The organism is Hymenobacter edaphi (assembly GCF_003258365.1).
GTDB classification, from domain to species: domain Bacteria; phylum Bacteroidota; class Bacteroidia; order Cytophagales; family Hymenobacteraceae; genus Solirubrum; species Solirubrum edaphi.
The window spans coordinates 148,368-164,733 of sequence record NZ_QHKM01000007.1 but is presented as its reverse complement, the minus strand read 5'-3'; the positions used below and the strand labels follow the sequence as shown (position 1 = coordinate 164,733).

Below are 16,366 nucleotides of genomic sequence, written 5' to 3'. Positions count from 1 at the left end.
ACATCCCGGAGGTTACTTCAGCAGCTGGTACGTCACAAACGACAGCACGTAGGCCAGGCCGCTCATGTACACCAGTTGCAGCAGCGGCCAGGTCCAGCCCTTGGTTTCGCGGTAGGTGGTGGCCAGGGTGCTCACGCACTGCATGGCAAACACGTAGAACACCAGCAGCGAGGCGGCCCGGGCCGGGGTGAAGAAGGGCTGCCCGTTCTCGTCCTTTTCGGCCCGCAGCTTTTCCTGCACGGTGCTCATGTCCGCGTCCTGCCCCACGCTGTAGATGGTCGACATGGTGCCGACGAACACCTCCCGGGCGGCAAACGAGGTGAGCAGCGCGATGCTCACCTTCCAGTCGAAGCCCAGGGGCCGCACCGCCGGCTCAATGCTGCGGCCGAACACGCCGGCGTAGGAGTTTTCCAGCTTGTGCGAGGCAATCAGGTTTTCGGTCTGGGCGGGCGTCAGCTGCTGCCGGGTAGCCTCGGTGCGGGCCTGCTGCTCGGCCTGGTCCAGGGCGTCGCCGGGGCCGTAGGAGGCCAGCACCCACAGCAGCACCGAAATGGCCACGATAACCTTACCGGCCTGGAATACAAAGGCTTTCACCTTCTCCACGATGGTCAGACCCACGTTTTTCCAGCGCGGCCAGCGGTACACCGGGAATTCCATGATGAAGAAGCTCCGCTCCTTGGCTTTCAGGATAGACTTCAGGGCCCAGGCCGACAGCACCGCCGACACGAAGCCCAGCAGGTACAAACCCATCAGCACCACGCCCTGCAAATTGAAGACACCCAGCACTTTCTCGTCGGGCACCACCAGCGCCACCAGCACCGTGTACACCGGGATGCGCGCCGAGCACGACATCAGCGGCACCACGAAAATGGTGATGATGCGGTCCTTCCAGTTCTCGATGGTGCGCGTGCTCATGATAGCCGGCACGGCGCAGGCCATACCCGAAATCAGCGGCACCACGCTCTTGCCGTTCAGCCCGAACTTGCGCATGATCTTGTCCATCATGAACGTGACCCGCGCCATGTAGCCCGATTCTTCGAGCACGGCAATGAAGGCAAACAGCAGCGCAATCTGCGGAATGAACATCAGCACCCCGCCCAGGCCGGCAATGATGCCGTCGGACAGCAAATCGATGAGTGGCCCCTCGCCCAGCAGCTTCACCTGCGCCCCCAGCCAGGCCACGCCTTGGTCGATGAGGTCCATGGGATAAGCGGCCCAGGAGAAGATGGCCTGGAAGAGCATGAACAGCACCCACAGAAAAATCAGGTAGCCCCAGATCTTGTGGGTCAGCACCCGGTCCAGCCGGTTGCTGGTCGACTCGTTCTGCTCGGCCCGCGTCACGCGCACCACGTCCAGCAGCAGCTCCGAGATGCGCGCGTACCGGTCAATCGTCTCCTGGGCCTGCAGGCTGATGGAGTCGAACTGGTATTTCTCGCGTAGCTCGCTGAGGTAGGCCCGGTCGTCGGCCGAGAGAAAGCGCAGCCGGTCGCCCTGGTGGGCGTAGTGCAGCGCGAGGTAGTCGTTGTGGAGGTTGAAGTAGTAACGGATCTGCCGGATCATCGGCAGCAGCTGCTCCGAGGGCTGGTAGAACGTTGCGGTGGGCGGCCCCAGCTCCTGCGCCATCACGATCTTGAGGGCCGTCACGCCCACGCCCTTGCGGGCATTCATCGGGATGATGGGCACGCCCAGCTGGCGCTGCAGCTCCTCCACGTCGATCTGGATGCCATGCTGGGCGGCCGTGTCCATCATGTTCAGGGCCAGCACCATGGGCAGCTGCAAATCAGCCAGCTGAGTGAACAGCAGCAGGTTGCGCTTCAGGTTGGAAGCATCGGCCGTCACCACCACGAAGTCGGGGTAGCCGTCGGCGCCGCGGTCGTAGAGCAGGTCGGTAATGACCTTCTCGTCGAGGCTTTTGGGGTAGAGCGAGTAGGTGCCGGGCAGGTCGATAATGTCGGCCCGGTGCTGCGGGGTGAGCTGGGCCGAGCCGGTTTTGCGGTCCACCGTCACGCCCGGGAAGTTGCCCACCTTCTGGTTGAGGCCCGTCAGCTGATTGAACAGCGAGGATTTACCCGAGTTGGGGTTGCCGATCAGCGCAATGCGCGTGTGGCGGCCGGCCGCGCTACCCGTCGTCACATCCGGCCCCAGAGGCTGGGGTTTGTCAATTACTGCCGCACGCGCCATTCGTTCCCGTTAATCTTTCAGCATTATCGTGGCCGCCTCGCTCACCCGCAACGACAGGGTGTACTCCCCGTCGACGTGCAGAGTGATGGGGCAGCCCAGCGGTGCCCGGCCGCTCAGCTTCACCCGCGTGCCCGGGATGCAGCCCATTTCCAGCAGCTTCAACGCCATTTCGGGGTCGTTGAGGCAGCAGATGGTGCCGGTTTCGCCGAGGCGCAAATCCTTCACACTCCGGGGTGTGGCGAGGGGGGCAGTCAAAGTGGGCACGGGCGGGCGGGATTATTTAGACAAGCTATAAACAAAGGTACTACCTGCAAAGGTTTCCGCCAAAAAAGCGGCCGTCGGCCCGGGCCCCGCAAACTGCCGTTAGTACTTAGGCTTTGCGGAATTGCATTCTTATAAATATTCTTAGCAGACTTGCAATCCAAGGCCCGGTGGCTTGTATTTTTGGGGTATAATCCAACGCTTATGCTCAGACGCTTACTTTTCTTCGTTGCGCTAGGTTGGTTGCTCCCGCAGTTGGCAAGTGCGCAGGATAACCGCATCACAGGCCGCGTGGTCGACTCCAAGACCAAAGAGCCCATTCCCTTTGCTTCCATTGGCCTCAAAGAGGAAGCCACCGGCGCGTTGACCAACGAGTACGGCTTCTTCCAGATGGCCAAGCCCGATAAAACTGCGCAAGACTCCCTGATCGTGCAGGCGCTGGGCTACCTGCGCAAGGCCGTGGCGGTGCAGAAGGCCGACAAACTCGAGGATTTGATCATCGAGGTGGAAAAGCGCAACATCGTGCTGAAAAACGTGGAGGTTTCGGCCGACAAGGTGAAGAATGCCAACATGGGGGCCCGCAGCAACAACCCCGGCGAAGGCATGATTCAGGGCATGCCGGGCAGCCAGTACGCCTTTTTCGTGAAAAACGAGAAGGGCAAGAAGCTGGGCATGATCCGCACCGTGTCGTTCTACATCGGGGAGCACGGCTTCCCGAAGGAGCCCTTCCGCGTGCGCATCTACAAGAACGACGGCGACTACAACGCCCCCAACACCGACCTGCTCACCGAAAACGTAGTGGTGTCGGCCCCGGGTGGCGGTGCCTGGTTCACGGTGGACATGACGCCCTACAACATTCCGGCCCCCGACGAAGGCTTCTTCGTGGCCATGGAGTGGATTGTGTCGGGCGACAAGTTCTACACCACCAACTTCATGGACAACTACACGCCCTACGGCCAGATCATGCGCCCGACCTTCGAGTTCAAGGAAAGCCGCACCTGGACGTACTCCATGGGCAAGGGCTGGAGCCTGATTACGATGTCGAACGGCTCGGGTCTGCGCTACAACGCCATGATCAAGGCCGAAGTCGACGTCTACAAGTAAGAGCGTTTTCTCTCTCCCACAAAAAAGGCCCGCATTACTGCGGGCCTTTTTTGTGGGGGGCGGCTGGCGGCTAGCTGTTCTTCACCACGATTTCCACGCGGCGGTTTTGCTGGCGGCCGGCGGCCGTGGCGTTGGAGGCGGCCGGGGCTTCCTCGCCCATGGGCTGCACGCTCACGCGGGCGGCGTCAATCTTGCCGTTTTGCACCAGCCAGGTTTTCACGGCCTCGGCGCGCCGGGCGCTCAGCTCCTCGTTGTAGTCCTTGGAGCCGCGCGCGTCGGCGAAGCCCATGATGCGCACCTGCTTGTCGGCGAAGCGCTTGCCGATGGAACCGGTAATCTGGTCGAGGGTGGCTTTGGCCGTGGGCTTCAGCTCGCTCTTGTCGGTGTCGAAGAACACGGTTTCGTCGACGGAGTACACGCTGTACTGCTCGTTGCCGCGCACCGTCACGTCCTTGGTGGTAATCTCGTCGAAGCGGGCGTCGGGCAGATCCGCGTCGACGTCCCAGCGGTCGGCGGCCCCGGCCACGGCCCCGGCGGCCGACTCGCCCTCGCGGTACACGACGGCGGTATCCTGGGTGGCTTCCTGCGGTTCGTCCTTGGTCTGGGGCTTGTTCAGGCCGTCGCAGGCGCCTAGGGAAAGGGTCAGGGCTGCCAGGGGCAGCAGTAGAAGGTGCTTTTGCATGGTTGGGGAAAAGAAGGGAGGGACGGAATACCGCGGCATACGCAGCCTTCCGTCCCTCCGTTGACTATTCCGCCGGCTTACTGTTTTTTGGCCTGTCCGATAATCCACTCCCGGATCATTTCCTGCGCCTGGGGCGAAAACGTTTCGCGCTGCTGCCCAGCCACGATGGGCCATTCGGCCGGGTCGGACTGGAACAGGTGGTTGACGCCGTTGAGCTTTCGGCTCACCACGTTTTTATTGCCTTTCAAGCCTTTGGCGAGCAGCGGCAGATTGGGCTCGGCGGCGGCGTAGGTATCGGCGGTGCCGTGCAGCAGCAGCACCGGGCAGCTTACCCCGGCCAGCTTCTCCACGGGGTTGAAGCTCAGGAAGTGGCGGTAGCGGGGCGAGGTCAGCTCGGTGGCGCTGGCCTGGGCCGTGGCCTGGTCGATGGCCTCGTTGTTCTGGCGCAGCATGTTGGCCACGATGGCCTGGGCTTGGTTGTTGTCCTGGGTCTGCTGAATGATGTCGAGCATGGTCTGCTGGCGCTTAGAGGCGGCTTCGATCTGGGCCGGGTCGGTGCCGAGGGAGCGGAGCGTGTTCGCCTGCTGCTGCACCACGATGTCGCGGCCGGGCAGGCCGTGGGCGGCCAGCGTGACCACGAAGGCCGGGGGCAGGGGCTGCGCGGCCGCCAGCAAGGCCACGTTGCCGCCCTCGCCGTGCCCGATAACGCCCAGCCGGGCCAGGTCCACCTCGGGGCGGGCGCGCAGGAAGTTCAGGGCAGCCTGCACGTCGCTCACCAGCTCGGCCGTGGTGGCCGTGGCCGGCGTGCCGCCCGACTGGCCCACGCCGCGGTCGTCCACGCGCAGCACGGCAATGCCGCGGCGGGTCAGAAAATCGGCCAGGGAGCCCATGGGGCGGTACTCGCCCACGGTGGCGTCGCGGTCCTGGGCGCCGGCGTCCGACACGAGCACCACGGCCGGGAACGGGCCTTTGCCGGGCGGCACCGAGAGCATGCCGGCCATGCGCAGGTCCACCGGAATGTTGGTGAACGTGACTTCCTCCTCGCGGTAAGGCGGGGTCAGGCGCACCTTGGCGCCGGTGCTGGCGGGCGGCACGCTGTATTCCAGCGTCATGGGCGCTTTCAGGCCCGGCTGCTGCCAGGTGCCTTCCACGTGCTTGCCATCGGCCGATATGCGGCCCACAAACTGGCTGGCTGCTTCTTCGGCCACAAACATGACGGTGTCGCCGTGCAGCTGCACGTCGACGCTCATGCGGGTGACTTTCTGCATGGGCACGTCGAGGGTGGCGAAGTACTTGCCGCCGGTGAGCGTGACCACGCGGAAAATAACTTCCCACTGGCCGCCGGGCACCTTAAGCGGCCCTTTCCAGAAACCGTCGAGGGCGGGCGCGGCCTGGGCGCTGAACCAGCTCAGCGTCAGCAGCAGACAGCTTAGGCTTTTAAAGTAAGACAGTAGGCATTGCTTCATGGCTAGGTGCGGGAGGTAAACGGGACGAAAAAGGAGGAGCCGAACCAGTCAGCGCGTTTTCGGCCTACGAACATAATCAAATTTATTATCAGAATAACCCAGTAAACCCTAATGAATCTAACCAGCATTCCGCCAGCGGCCTCCGCCGCCCCCGGTATGGGGTGCACGGCCGGCCCGCGCCGGGGGCGGTTTGCCCCGGCGACGAGCCCGGCGGGCATAGCCAGCAGTTGATTATGTCAACGGGAAGCGCCGATCAGCCAACCGCTCGTCGACCCCAGGTTACTCCGAGTCAATGAATCAAAAATATCACAGAAAGCCTGGCCGTTAACCGTTCGGCTTATCAAGTCCGGCCTCCCCTTGTCAAACGGCGCTATTTACTGGCCGAACGCCGCCCGCGGCAGTTTGGCCACGGCTGCTTGCTCGCATTGGCTCCAGGGCTTTACTCAGCCACAAACACGCGCTTGACCCGCTCGCTCACGTTGGTCAGCAGCTCGTACGGAATGGTGCCGATGCGGGCGGCCAGTTCCGTCAGGGGCAGGCCGGCACCGAAGAGCACGGCCGCGTCGCCCTCCTGCACGTCCGCAATGCCCGTCACGTCGACCATGCACATGTCCATGCACACGTTGCCGATGATGGGCGCGCGCCGGCCGCGGATAAGCACCTCGCCCCCACCCCGCGAAAAGCGCCGGTCGTAGCCGTCGGCGTAGCCAATGGCCAGGGTGGCAATGCGCCGGTCGTGGTCGGCCGCCTCACCGCGGCGGCCGTAGCCCACGGTTTCGCCCGCCGGCAGCCGCTTGAGCTGCGAGACGGTGGTGCGCAGGGTGCTGACGGGCTGCAGCGCTTCGGGCGCGAGGCCGGCCGCTTCCACCCCGTAGAGCCCGATGCCGAGGCGCACCATATCAAACTGCGCCTTCGGAAAGCGCATGATGCCCGGCGAGTTCAGCGCGTGCTTGATGACCGGGTAGCCCAGGGCCGCTTCGAGCCGGGCCGTCATGCGCCGGAAGGCGGCCAGCTGCTGCTCGGAAAAGCGGTTGTGCTGCTCTTCGTCGGCGCCGGCCAGGTGGGTAAGGGCGCTGGCCACGCGCAGGGTGCCGGCGTGGCGCTGCAGCAGGGGCAGCAGCTCGGGCAGGTCGTCCTCGGCGAAGCCCAGGCGGCGCATGCCGGTATCGAGCTTGAGGTGAATGGCGGGCAGCGGGCCGTCCTCGGCCGCCTGCAGGTACTCGCGCAGCCGGGCGAAGGAGTAGATTTCGGGCTCCAGGTGGTACTGGCGAAGCAGGGCGAAGGAATCCGGCGAGGGGTTCATCACCATGATGGGCAGCGAGATGCCGTGCTCCCGCAGCTGCACGCCCTCGTCGGTGTAGGCCACGGCGAGGTAATCGACGCGGTGAAACTCCAGCAGGCTGGCCACTTCGTAGGAGCCGCTGCCGTAGGCAAAGGCCTTCACCATCACCATCAGCCGGGTGCCGGGCTGCAGGCGGGCGCGGTAGTAGTTGAGGTTGTGCACCAGCGCATCGAGGTTGACTTCGAGCACGGTGCCGTGGATCTGGCGCTGAAAGGCCGTCACCACCCGCTCGAACTCGAAGCGCCGGGCGCCCTTCACCAGGATGGTTTCGTGGCGGAAGTAGTCGGGCTGAAACCAGCGCAGCAGCGCGGCGGTATCGGCAAAAAACGCGCACTCGGGCACGGCCGCCCGCAGCACGGCCGCGTGCCGGCCGATTTCGGGTCCTACGGCCAGCAGGCGCTGCACGCCGTGGCGCCGGGCCAACTCGGCCACGCGCTGGTACAGCTCATCGGCCGGCAGGCCCGATTCGAGCACGTCGGAGAGGATGAGGGTGTGGCGGCCGCGGCGGGGCTGGCGGCGCAGCGCATCCAGGGCCAGATCGAGGCCGGTCAGGTCGTTGTTGTAGGTGTCGTCGAGGACGTAGCAGTCGTGGATGGCCTGCTTCATCTCGAGGCGCATGGCCACCGGCTGCAGGCGCAGCAGGCGGCGCTGCACCTCGGCGGCGGGCAGCCCGCGCCAGAGCAGCACCGCGAGGCAGTGCAGGGCGTTTTCCACCGAGGGCTCGTCGGCGAAGGGCAGCGTAAACGGGTGCTCGGCCTGTTCGTAGCGCACGTGGGCAATGGTTTGCCCGGGGTCGGCGCCGGCTTCCACGCGCACCTGCACCTGCGCTTCGGCCGCGCCGTGGCGCGTCCAGGTCAGGCGCTGCACCGTGGCGGGCAGCGCCGCGGCGGCCTCGTGCACCTCGGCGTGGTCGTGGCAGTAAAACAGCGTCCGGACGCCCCGGAACAGCTGCATCTTCTCGGCCGCCTTCTGCTGGCGCGAGGCAAAGCCCGCGTCGTGGGCCGGGCCGAGGTTGGTGAACAAACCCAAAGTGGGCTGAATCACGGCGGCCAGCCGCGGCATCTCGCCCGGCTCGGAAATGCCCGCCTCGAAGATGCCCAGGGTGTGCGCCGGGCGCAGTTCCCACACGCTCAGCGGCACGCCCACCTGCGAGTTGTAGGAGCGTGGCGAGCGGCAGATCAGCTCGTCCGGGCTCAGCAGCTGGGCCAGCCACTCCTTCACGATGGTTTTGCCGTTGGAGCCCGTCACGGCCAGCACCGGCAGCCCCGGAAACGCGGCCCGGTGCGCGGCGGCCAGGGTTTGCAGGGCCGTCAGGGCATCGGCCACCAGCACGAAGCCCGCGCCGGGGTAAGCCGCCACGCCGCCCGGAATCAGCGCGGCCCGGTCGGCCAGAAACAGCCGCACGCCCTGCTGGTAGAGCTCGGGCAGGTACTGGTGGCCGTCGTGGTGGGGGCCGCGCAGGGCCACGAACAGCGTGCCGGCGGCCTGGGCCACGCGGCGGCTGTCGAGCAGCAGCGTCAGCACGGGCGCGGCGGCCTCGGCGGGGGCCTGCAGCAGCGCGCCGCCGGTGAGGGCGGGCAGGTCGGCGAAGGAAAGCATAGGCGGCAGCGGGATTCTGCTGGCAAAGGTAGGCCGGCCCCGCCGCTTCGCCCCCGAGCGGTGGGCTGGCGCCTCGCCAAAGGCAGCCCGTTTTTCGGGCCGCACCCGTGCAACCATCGGGCGGGCGGCGGGCTCTTACCCCAACCGGGGTAGCACCGCCCGGCCCCGCCGCACGGCGGGCCGCGGGCCGCTGCGGTCGGTTGTCTTATCCGCTGATTGCTATGCGTCGACTTTACTCACTGCTGCTCGCCGGGACGTTGTGCCTTGGCCTGAGCGCCTGCCCGTTCGTGGATCGGTTGCCCCCGCTGCCGCAGTACAAGCCCGTTCTGATGCCGCGCAGCCAGCTGGAGCAGGCCGTGGCCGTGCTGCCGCCGCGGGAAATGCGCAACACCGGCAAAATCTACCTGCGCGACCCGTACATCTTCATCAATGAGCGGTACGAGGGCTTTCACGTCATCGACAACCAGAACCCGGCCCAGCCGCAGCCGCTGGCCTTCGTGCGTATCCCCGGCAACGTGGACGTGGCCATGAAGGGCAGCCTGCTCTACGCCGACAGCGGCGCCGACCTGCTGACCTTCGACGTGAGCAACGTCCAGCAGGTGCGGCTGCTGCACCGCGTGCGCAACGCCGTGCCCGAGCTGCCCATGCCCGAGCTGGGCCAGGTGCCGGCCGAATACCAGCCCCAGAACCGCCCGGCCGACGCGGTAGTGGTGGGCTGGCAGAAACTCTAACCCGCCCCTACCGTGATGAAGCTATCCACTATCGTATCGGCCGCGGCGCTGGGCCTGCTGAGCGCGGCCCTGGGCGGCTGCAGCGCCGACAGCGCCAGCCCCGACAGCGCGGCCCGCGCCGCCGACAACGGCAAGGGCGGCTCGCTGGCCCGTTTTACCGTGCTCGGCGACAACCTCTACGTGGTCGACGAGAGCAACCTGCGCCTGTTCAGCCTGGCCACGCCCGCCGCCCCGGCGGCCGGCCCGGTGATACCGCTGGTGCCCGGCGTCGAAACCATCTACCCGCAGGCGCCCTACCTGTTTTTGGGCACCCAGCGCGGCATGTACATCTTCGACGCCTCCACGCCCACCGCGCCCACGCAGGTAGCCTTTTACCAGCACGTGGTCAGCTGCGACCCGGTGGTGGTCGACAACCGCTTTGCCTACGTCACGCTGCGCGACGGGCGCACCTGCGGCGGCGGCCCCAATCAGCTGCAGGTTATCGACCTGGCCAACCTGCGGGCGCCGCGGCTGGCCCAGGCCTACCCCATGCAGCACCCGCTAGGCCTGGGCGTCGACAGCACGCTGCTCTTCGTGTGCGACAAAGACCAGCTAAAGGTGTTCAGCACCGCCACCGCCCCCGTGCTGCCCGCGCCGCAGACGTTCGACGTGAATGTGTTCGACGTGATACCGCACCGCGGGCTGCTGCTGGCCATCGGGCCCGGCGGCCTGTACCAGTACCGCTACCGGGGCGGCCGGCTCAGCCAGCTCAGCCACCTGCCCATCCGGCCCACCAATTGAGCCGCGTGAGTTACCGGCTGCGGCCGTGGGCGCTGGTGGCCGGCGGGCTGCTGGCCCTGGGCGGCGCGGCCTGGGCCCAGGCGCCCGCCGCGCCGCCCGCCCCCGGGGCGAAGCACGGGTATTCCGTGCAGGCCGGGCTGTTTCCGCTGCTGGCGCGGGGCTACCACCTCGGCGCCGCCAAGCTGCTGGGTCCGCAGAGGCGCCACGCCCTGGTCGTCACGCCGCAGTGGTACGGCGGCCGGGTGCAGGGCCTCACGTCGCGCATCAGCGCCGGCGCCCCCGACCACGTGCGGGGTTACGGCCTCGAGGTGCAGCACCGCATCTTCCTCGGGCCGCGCGAGGTGGCCCAGGAGGGGTTTTACGTCGGCTACGGCGGCGGCTACCAGCGCTTCACGCTGGACTACCAGGCCAAGAACTGGCTGCCCGAGCTGCGCGACGACGGCCTGACCTACTACGAGTTCCGGCTGCGCGAGCAGCAAACTGCCATCCGCCGCTACGCCACGGCGCTGGTGGTGGGCGGGCAGGTATTTCTGCCCGACACGCCCGTTTTTCTGGATATGTACCTGGGCCTGGGCTTCCGCTGGGCGCGCCGCCGGGCCACGGCCGCGGGCTGGTCCTACGAAAGAAACTCGCTTGACTACGGCCACGCCGGCCAGTACACCCCGGTGGGCCTGCGCGTGGGCGTGGCGTGGTAGCGGCCTCAGAACCCGATGCCCAGCCGGAAGCCGTGCGTGAGCTTCTGCCCTTGCTGAAACGCGGTGTAGTAATCGACGCGCACCAGCTTGAAGATGTGCTCGATGCCGGCGCCCAGCTCCGCGTACTGGCCGGCGGTGGGCGTGTAGAGGTAGTTTACCGAGCCCACTTCCTGCCACTTCAGCCGGCGCATCAGCGGGATTTTGTTTAGGAAGAAGCCGTTGAAGTGGTGGTCGAAGTGGCCTTCCACGAACCGCTCCCGCGTGGCGTACTTGTAGTAATCGAGCAGCTGGAAGCGGGTGAAGTCGGCGGCCAGGAAAAAGCGGTTGCCCGAAAACTGCCGGTAGTCCATGAAAGCCAGCTGCGGCTTGCCCAGAAAGCCGCCCGCGCTCAGGCGATACGAGCTGGTGCCGAGCAGCCCGAACTGCACCGTTTGTCGGATGCCCGCTTCCAGGAAGGTATACTGCACGTCGGAGCCGGGGGCGTGCCAGCCCTGCCGCCAGGTCAGGCGGAAGGTGGGGTAGCGCGAGCCAAGGTTGATTTTGCCGTCGGGGCGGGTGATGTAGCGCTGCCCGGGGCGCCAGCTCAGCCACAGCTCCGAGCTCAGCGCCCGGCTGCGCCCGAAGCCGGTGCCGCCGGGCAACTCCAGCGCCACCGGGTCGTTGGGCGTGAAGGCCCGGCCCGGAATGTCGCGGATCAGGTTGATGGTGGCGTTGTCCAACTCGCGCCGGTCGAAGTAGCTGACCGCCCCGCGCACCTGCAGGCCGTTGATGACCTCCGCCAGGTAGCCAATTTCGGCCCCGCGGCGCTGGTAGTACTTGGCGTAGTTGTGGTTGCGAAACAGCGTGGCCGAGGTGTTGATAATCGGCGTGAGCTGGGTGTTCGGGTCGAAGTTTTCGATGGTGCGGCCCACCTGCACCTGCCAGCGGGCCAGCTTCACCGCGTCGTGCTGCCAGTTGAGCTCCACCGAGGGGCTGAAGAGCTTGGCTGCCACCCCGTAGCGCAGCGAGGGCGTCAGCCAGAAGCGCCGCTCGTCGTCGGTGTAGCGCGAGTAGGTCACCTCGGGGTTGACGATGGTGCCCTCCACGGTGCTGTACTGCAGCATGTACACCAGCGGTTTGGCCCGGTACATCTGCTTTTTGTGGGTGTTGTTGTAGGTGTAGCCCAGCGAGATGAACTGCTGCATGCTGAACTTGTTGCGGATGCGGTCCAGCGAATCCTGGTAGGGCTTGGAGTTGCGAATGGCCTCGGTGCTGTCCTTGAGGTGGTAGTCCTTCACCTCCTCCTCGGTCAGCGGTACCGGGCGCACCTGGCTCCAGTAGGCGCTGTCCCGCTCGTTGGCACCCTTTTCCACGCGCATCACCTCGCCGGCGGCCAGCTTCTCCACTTCCAGCAGGTTGCCGCGGCGGGCCGAAGAATCGAGGGCGGCCTGCACGGTTTTGCGGCTCTGGCGCTTGGCCTGCCGGCTGGCCTGGCGGGCGGCCGGGCGCTGCTGCCGGGCCTCGGCCACGGTTTCGGCGTGCACGGGCTCGTTCGAGGGCGCGGCCGGGGCCGGGGCGGCCGGCTCGGGGCGGCTGGGGTAGGTCGGCGTCACGCGGTACTGCGAAAACATAGCCGTCAGGTAGGCGTTGCCCTTGAAGCCGAACGCCGAGATGTTGGCCGTCAGCGTCTGGCTTTGCAGCACCCAGGCGTGCGGGGCGCCGGGCGCGGGCACAAACTGCTGGTCGATGCGCACGTTGTCGACGTAGTCGAGCTGGGCGTCCTCGTTGAGCGTGAGCGACACCGAGTGCAGCCGCCAGGTGCCATCCACCACGAAAATGTGCCCGCTGAACACCGGGTCGGTGCGGCGGCGCGGAATCACGCGAATCTTGTGAATCAGCTGCCCGTCCTGCTGGGTGCTGCCCTCCAGCACGTACTGGTAGAACAGGAAGGCGTTGGGCGCAATCGGCGAGACGAAGCCGCGCTCCGAAAACACCTTCAGCACCGGGTTGTAGAAGCTCAGGCCCCGGCCCGCCCCGGCCCGGTTCAGGCTGAAAGCCTTGGCGTCACCGCTCACCCGCGAGGATATCATGCGCTCCTTCACCACGTTGGGCTGCCGAAACGACACCTCCGACACCGACTCGGACAGGTAAATAATGCCCGGCTTCAGGTCGGGCCCGACCTTGAACAGGCCCAGCACCTTGCTCGGCACGTCCTTGAGGCGGGCCAGGGCCTTGATGTAGCCGCGGGCCGTGAAGGCCGCCACCTCGCGCTTATGGTAGCTGCGCCAGTCGATGGCGTGCTGCACGATGGCGAAGGCCGGGTCGCGGTCCTTGGCCCGCACCACCACTTCGCGCAGCTGGTACTGCTCGGGCGTGAGCGTCACGTTCAGCACGGTGGCCGTGTCGCCGCCCAGCACGCGCACCGGTTGCAGCAGCGGCTTGTAGCCCACAAACTGAAACACCAGCTCGTAGCGGCCGGCCGCCAGCGGGAGTTGGTAGTTGCCCTGCTCGTTGGAGGCGGTGTTGGTGGGGGTACCTTTCACGGCCACGTTGGCGAAGCCCAGCGGCTGGCCCTTGGGGTCGGTGATGCGGCCACGCACGACGCCGGCCGACGCCAGCAGCGGTAGGAGGCTCAGCAAAAGCAGCAGGGAGAGTAAGCGACAAACCATGAATCGACCGGAACGCAAGACAGCGGGGTAATTTATGGAGTAGATAAGCGAAGCCTCCCGGACGTTGCCCGCCCCGCCGTATTTTTTCCGGCCGGCCGGCGGGTGATTGTTCGCTCACGCGCCCGGGCACCGGCCCCGCGTCCCAGTATTATCGCATAAACGCTCGGCTTACGCAACACTTCGGGACGCGAATAATTCACTGGCAGATTCTCAGCCCGGCGGGCGTGGTGGCTGCGAACATCGCAGCAAACGAGCCCATTCGTTTCTAAAACCCACGCAACGGATATTAATTCCTTAATATTGTGTGAAATGTGACAGCTGCGTATTACCTTGCCGCAGCTGAACCCAAAGAACCTCTGCTGGTTCGCTGGTTTTGTTTTTTGGATTCAACTTGTTTATGTGAGCGAACAGCCGCCGCCTTCTGGGCGGCGGCTGTTTTTTTGGCCTATCCCAATGCGGGCAGCTCCCGAGCCGGCGGCTGCGTAAGCCCTCACTGACGACCCCGTAACCCGCCAACGGCTCCGGCCCCCTCCCGCCATGCCCCTCGACGATCAGGCCCCGCGCAAGCGCAAAACCTACACGCCCGGCGAAGCCCTGCCCAAGATTGCCGCCTACTGCGCCTACCAGGAGCGCAACTCCAAAGAAGTGGAAGACAAGCTGCGCAGCTACGGCCTCGACGAGGACGAGGCCGGCGAAATCATGATCCGACTGGTGCGCGAGAAGCTGCTCGACGACGAGCGGTACGCCCGCTCCTTTACTCGCGGCAAGCACCGGCTGAAGAAGTGGGGCCGCCGCCGCATCCGCATGGAGCTGAAGCAGCGCGGCCTCTCGGAGTTCTGCATCAAGGCCGGCCTGAGCGAAATCGACGGCGACGAGTATTACCAGAACCTGAAAGAGCTGCTGGAGCGCAAAAACGCCCTGGAAAAGGAGCCACACCCCTACAAGCGTCGCCAGAAGCTCATGGCCTACGCCACCCAGAAGGGCTACGAAAGCGAGTTTATTCAGGACGCACTAGGCGAGGTGCTCGGCGGCGAAGCCGAGGCGTAGGCCCCCTAGCCGACGATGCGCACGCGGTAGGGGCCGCGCCGGTCCGAAAACACGCAGGCGCCGTCGAGCACGACCATGTGCGGGTTGTGCAGGTAGGCCACCGGGTCGGCCACAAGGTCGGTATCCTGGCGGCACTGCGCGCACTTGGGCCCGGCGCCCGGCACAAACCGGCCGCCGCAGGGGCACTCGGGCAACGTGGCGGCCACCTGCGCCAGCAGCTCGGGGGTAGCCGCGTCCCACACCGTCGCCTTGTCGGCCTCGCGGTGCACCACGTTGGAGCAAACGGAGCAGTAGAAATGCGGGAAACACTCGCTCATCCCGCTGGAGCGCCAGGCTTCGTTCGGGTGCTGGCAGTGCGGGCAGCGCAGGTGGCCCACCCAGGGCAGGGTGCGGGGGTAGTCGACGGTATCCATAAGCGGCGGCGTTGACGGTCGGGCCCGCAAGGTAGGTGTCGGCGGCCGGCACCGCCCTCAGTCGAAGCACAGGCCGAACCGGGCCGCCACCGCCGCGAGGGGCGCCGGGTCGGGCTCGGCGGGGGGCAGCGGCGGCACAATCAGGGCCTGGGCCGGCTCGCTCAGCGCGCGGTAGAAGTGCTCGAGGCCCGCCGGCGCCACGTGCAGCAGCACGCGGGCGTAGTCCGATTCGAGGCGAAACCAGTGGCGGCGGTGACGGGGCAGGTGCATGGTGTCGCCGGGGCCAGCGGGCAGCACGTCGTTGTCCACGTAGAAGCGCAGGCGGCCTTCCAGCACCACGTAGGTTTCATCCTCGCAGCGGTGGGTGTGCGGGGGCAGCTCGCAGCCGCGCTGCAGGCTCACGTCGAGCAGGGCAAACTCGCCCAGCGAATCGGCGCCGGTGACCAGGGGCGTGACCAGGCTGCCCCGATGCCACCACGAATGCTGCAGGCAGCGGTGCCGCAGCAGCGGCTGGCGGCCGGGCATCAGCGTGGGTTCGACTATTTCGACGGCCGGGGCAGCGGCTCTCAGCGGGCCGGCGGCAGGTATGGCGGGAGTTTTCATAGCGGGCAGGGTTGGGCGGGAGCGTCCCCAAATCTACCCCGCGCGCCCCGCGGCGGCCAAGCGCGCGGCATCACATAAAATGCAGCTCGTCAACGCCATTGCGGCCGATAGAGGCGTTACCGGTGCCTGCGGGCCGCTGCGCCTCGCATCAATATGTGCGGCTGCGCTGCTCTAGCCGCGCGGGCCGCGCACCGGCGGGGCCGTCTGCGGCACCAGTATCACGCGGCGGCCGGTGAGGGTTTCGAGCATGGGCCGCAGAATCTGCTGGGCGTTGCGCTCCGTCTGGGCCAGGATGCCCGACTGCAGGGCGGCGCGCTTCACGTTGGCCTCGGCGTACTTGTAGCCCTGGTCCACCAGTTCGGCGTCCTGAAAAAAGCCGTTTTCGACCCCGTACACCCGGCTGCGGTTGTGGTCGACGCGCCAGGTGCACAGCTCGGCTTTGGGCAACGCCACGCGCACCACCGAGTCGCCCTCGAAAACCACGTCGGTGGCCTTCACCTGGCGCAGGTCCAGGCAGCCCACGGCCTCGCCGGCCACGATGAGGGCCACTTTGGCGTCGGGCAGGAAGCGGTAAGTGCTCCTTTTGTACTCCACGATGTCCTTGAACTGGTAGCGCACCAGCTCCAGTCGGCCCAGCCCCTCGATTTTTTCCAGCACCGTATTGTGGCTCACCGTCACGCGCGGGGCGGGGTTGAGCGGGTTCAGCTCGGTGAGGGTGCCGGCCACCTTCTGCCACAGAAACCAGCCCAGGGCCAGCAAAAACACCAGCGGCAGCACGCGCCGCAGCAAACGAACAAGGGACATACCCGCAACT

14 protein-coding genes are annotated in these 16,366 nt (G+C 66.4%); 5 read left to right on the top strand and 9 right to left on the bottom strand.

Going from position 1 to position 16,366, the window contains the following annotated elements:
* Window positions 1–12: 12 nt before the first annotated feature.
* Window positions 13–2,133, bottom strand: coding sequence for a ferrous iron transport protein B (gene feoB / locus DLM85_RS19345; RefSeq protein ID WP_243636050.1), 2,121 nt, complete (start codon window positions 2,131–2,133; stop codon window positions 13–15).
* A gap of 57 nt (window positions 2,134–2,190) precedes the next feature.
* The gene (locus DLM85_RS19340) at window positions 2,191–2,436 is read right to left on the bottom strand and encodes a FeoA family protein (protein WP_111479910.1); all 246 of its coding nucleotides are present in this window, start codon (window positions 2,434–2,436) and stop codon (window positions 2,191–2,193) included.
* 297 nt (window positions 2,437–2,733) lie between these two features.
* Between DLM85_RS19340 and DLM85_RS19335 the strand changes: the two genes are divergently transcribed.
* Complete coding sequence (locus DLM85_RS19335; protein ID WP_165822215.1) at window positions 2,734–3,546, top strand: carboxypeptidase-like regulatory domain-containing protein; 813 nt, start codon at window positions 2,734–2,736, stop codon at window positions 3,544–3,546.
* A gap of 70 nt (window positions 3,547–3,616) precedes the next feature.
* On the opposite strand, the gene DLM85_RS19330 is transcribed toward DLM85_RS19335, so the two are convergent.
* The 3 genes from DLM85_RS19330 to DLM85_RS19315 form a co-directional block, all read right to left on the bottom strand.
* Complete coding sequence (locus DLM85_RS19330) at window positions 3,617–4,228, bottom strand: OmpA family protein (RefSeq protein ID WP_165822214.1); 612 nt, start codon at window positions 4,226–4,228, stop codon at window positions 3,617–3,619.
* Window positions 4,229–4,305: 77 nt separating this feature from the next.
* Window positions 4,306–5,694: an alpha/beta hydrolase family protein gene (locus tag DLM85_RS19325; RefSeq protein ID WP_111479814.1), complete on the bottom strand. Its 1,389-nt coding sequence runs from the start codon at window positions 5,692–5,694 to the stop codon at window positions 4,306–4,308.
* Between the two features lie 439 nt (window positions 5,695–6,133).
* On the bottom strand, window positions 6,134–8,635 hold the full coding sequence (locus tag DLM85_RS19315; protein ID WP_111479812.1) for a bifunctional UDP-N-acetylmuramoyl-tripeptide:D-alanyl-D-alanine ligase/alanine racemase: 2,502 nt from the start codon (window positions 8,633–8,635) through the stop codon (window positions 6,134–6,136).
* A 221-nt stretch (window positions 8,636–8,856) separates the two neighbouring features.
* On the opposite strand from DLM85_RS19315, the gene DLM85_RS19310 reads away from it, so the two are divergent.
* The 3 genes from DLM85_RS19310 to DLM85_RS19300 are packed head-to-tail and all read left to right on the top strand — an operon-like array spanning window position 8,857 to window position 10,841.
* Window positions 8,857–9,366: an LVIVD repeat-containing protein gene (locus DLM85_RS19310; protein WP_133257157.1), complete on the top strand. Its 510-nt coding sequence runs from the start codon at window positions 8,857–8,859 to the stop codon at window positions 9,364–9,366.
* A gap of 15 nt (window positions 9,367–9,381) precedes the next feature.
* Complete coding sequence (locus tag DLM85_RS19305) at window positions 9,382–10,146, top strand: LVIVD repeat-containing protein (RefSeq protein ID WP_111479810.1); 765 nt, start codon at window positions 9,382–9,384, stop codon at window positions 10,144–10,146.
* A 5-nt stretch (window positions 10,147–10,151) separates the two neighbouring features.
* Window positions 10,152–10,841, top strand: a complete 690-nt coding sequence (locus DLM85_RS19300; protein WP_133257156.1) for a hypothetical protein — start codon at window positions 10,152–10,154, stop codon at window positions 10,839–10,841.
* Window positions 10,842–10,846: 5 nt separating this feature from the next.
* On the opposite strand, the gene DLM85_RS19295 is transcribed toward DLM85_RS19300, so the two are convergent.
* Window positions 10,847–13,459: a DUF5686 and carboxypeptidase regulatory-like domain-containing protein gene (locus DLM85_RS19295; RefSeq protein WP_165822213.1), complete on the bottom strand. Its 2,613-nt coding sequence runs from the start codon at window positions 13,457–13,459 to the stop codon at window positions 10,847–10,849.
* A gap of 567 nt (window positions 13,460–14,026) precedes the next feature.
* Here DLM85_RS19295 and DLM85_RS19290 point away from each other — a divergent pair.
* Entirely contained in the window at window positions 14,027–14,536 is a 510-nt protein-coding gene (locus DLM85_RS19290; protein WP_111479807.1) for a regulatory protein RecX, read from the top strand.
* Between the two features lie 5 nt (window positions 14,537–14,541).
* On the opposite strand, the gene DLM85_RS19285 is transcribed toward DLM85_RS19290, so the two are convergent.
* The 3 genes from DLM85_RS19285 to DLM85_RS19275 all read right to left on the bottom strand — a co-directional run bounded on the left by DLM85_RS19285 (window position 14,542) and on the right by DLM85_RS19275 (window position 16,356).
* Window positions 14,542–14,949: a hypothetical protein gene (locus tag DLM85_RS19285; protein WP_111479806.1), complete on the bottom strand. Its 408-nt coding sequence runs from the start codon at window positions 14,947–14,949 to the stop codon at window positions 14,542–14,544.
* A 57-nt stretch (window positions 14,950–15,006) separates the two neighbouring features.
* Window positions 15,007–15,552, bottom strand: coding sequence for a cupin domain-containing protein (locus DLM85_RS19280; RefSeq protein WP_111479805.1), 546 nt, complete (start codon window positions 15,550–15,552; stop codon window positions 15,007–15,009).
* A gap of 171 nt (window positions 15,553–15,723) precedes the next feature.
* Window positions 15,724–16,356, bottom strand: a complete 633-nt coding sequence (locus DLM85_RS19275) for a DUF4230 domain-containing protein (protein ID WP_111479804.1) — start codon at window positions 16,354–16,356, stop codon at window positions 15,724–15,726.
* Window positions 16,357–16,366: the final 10 nt, after the last annotated feature.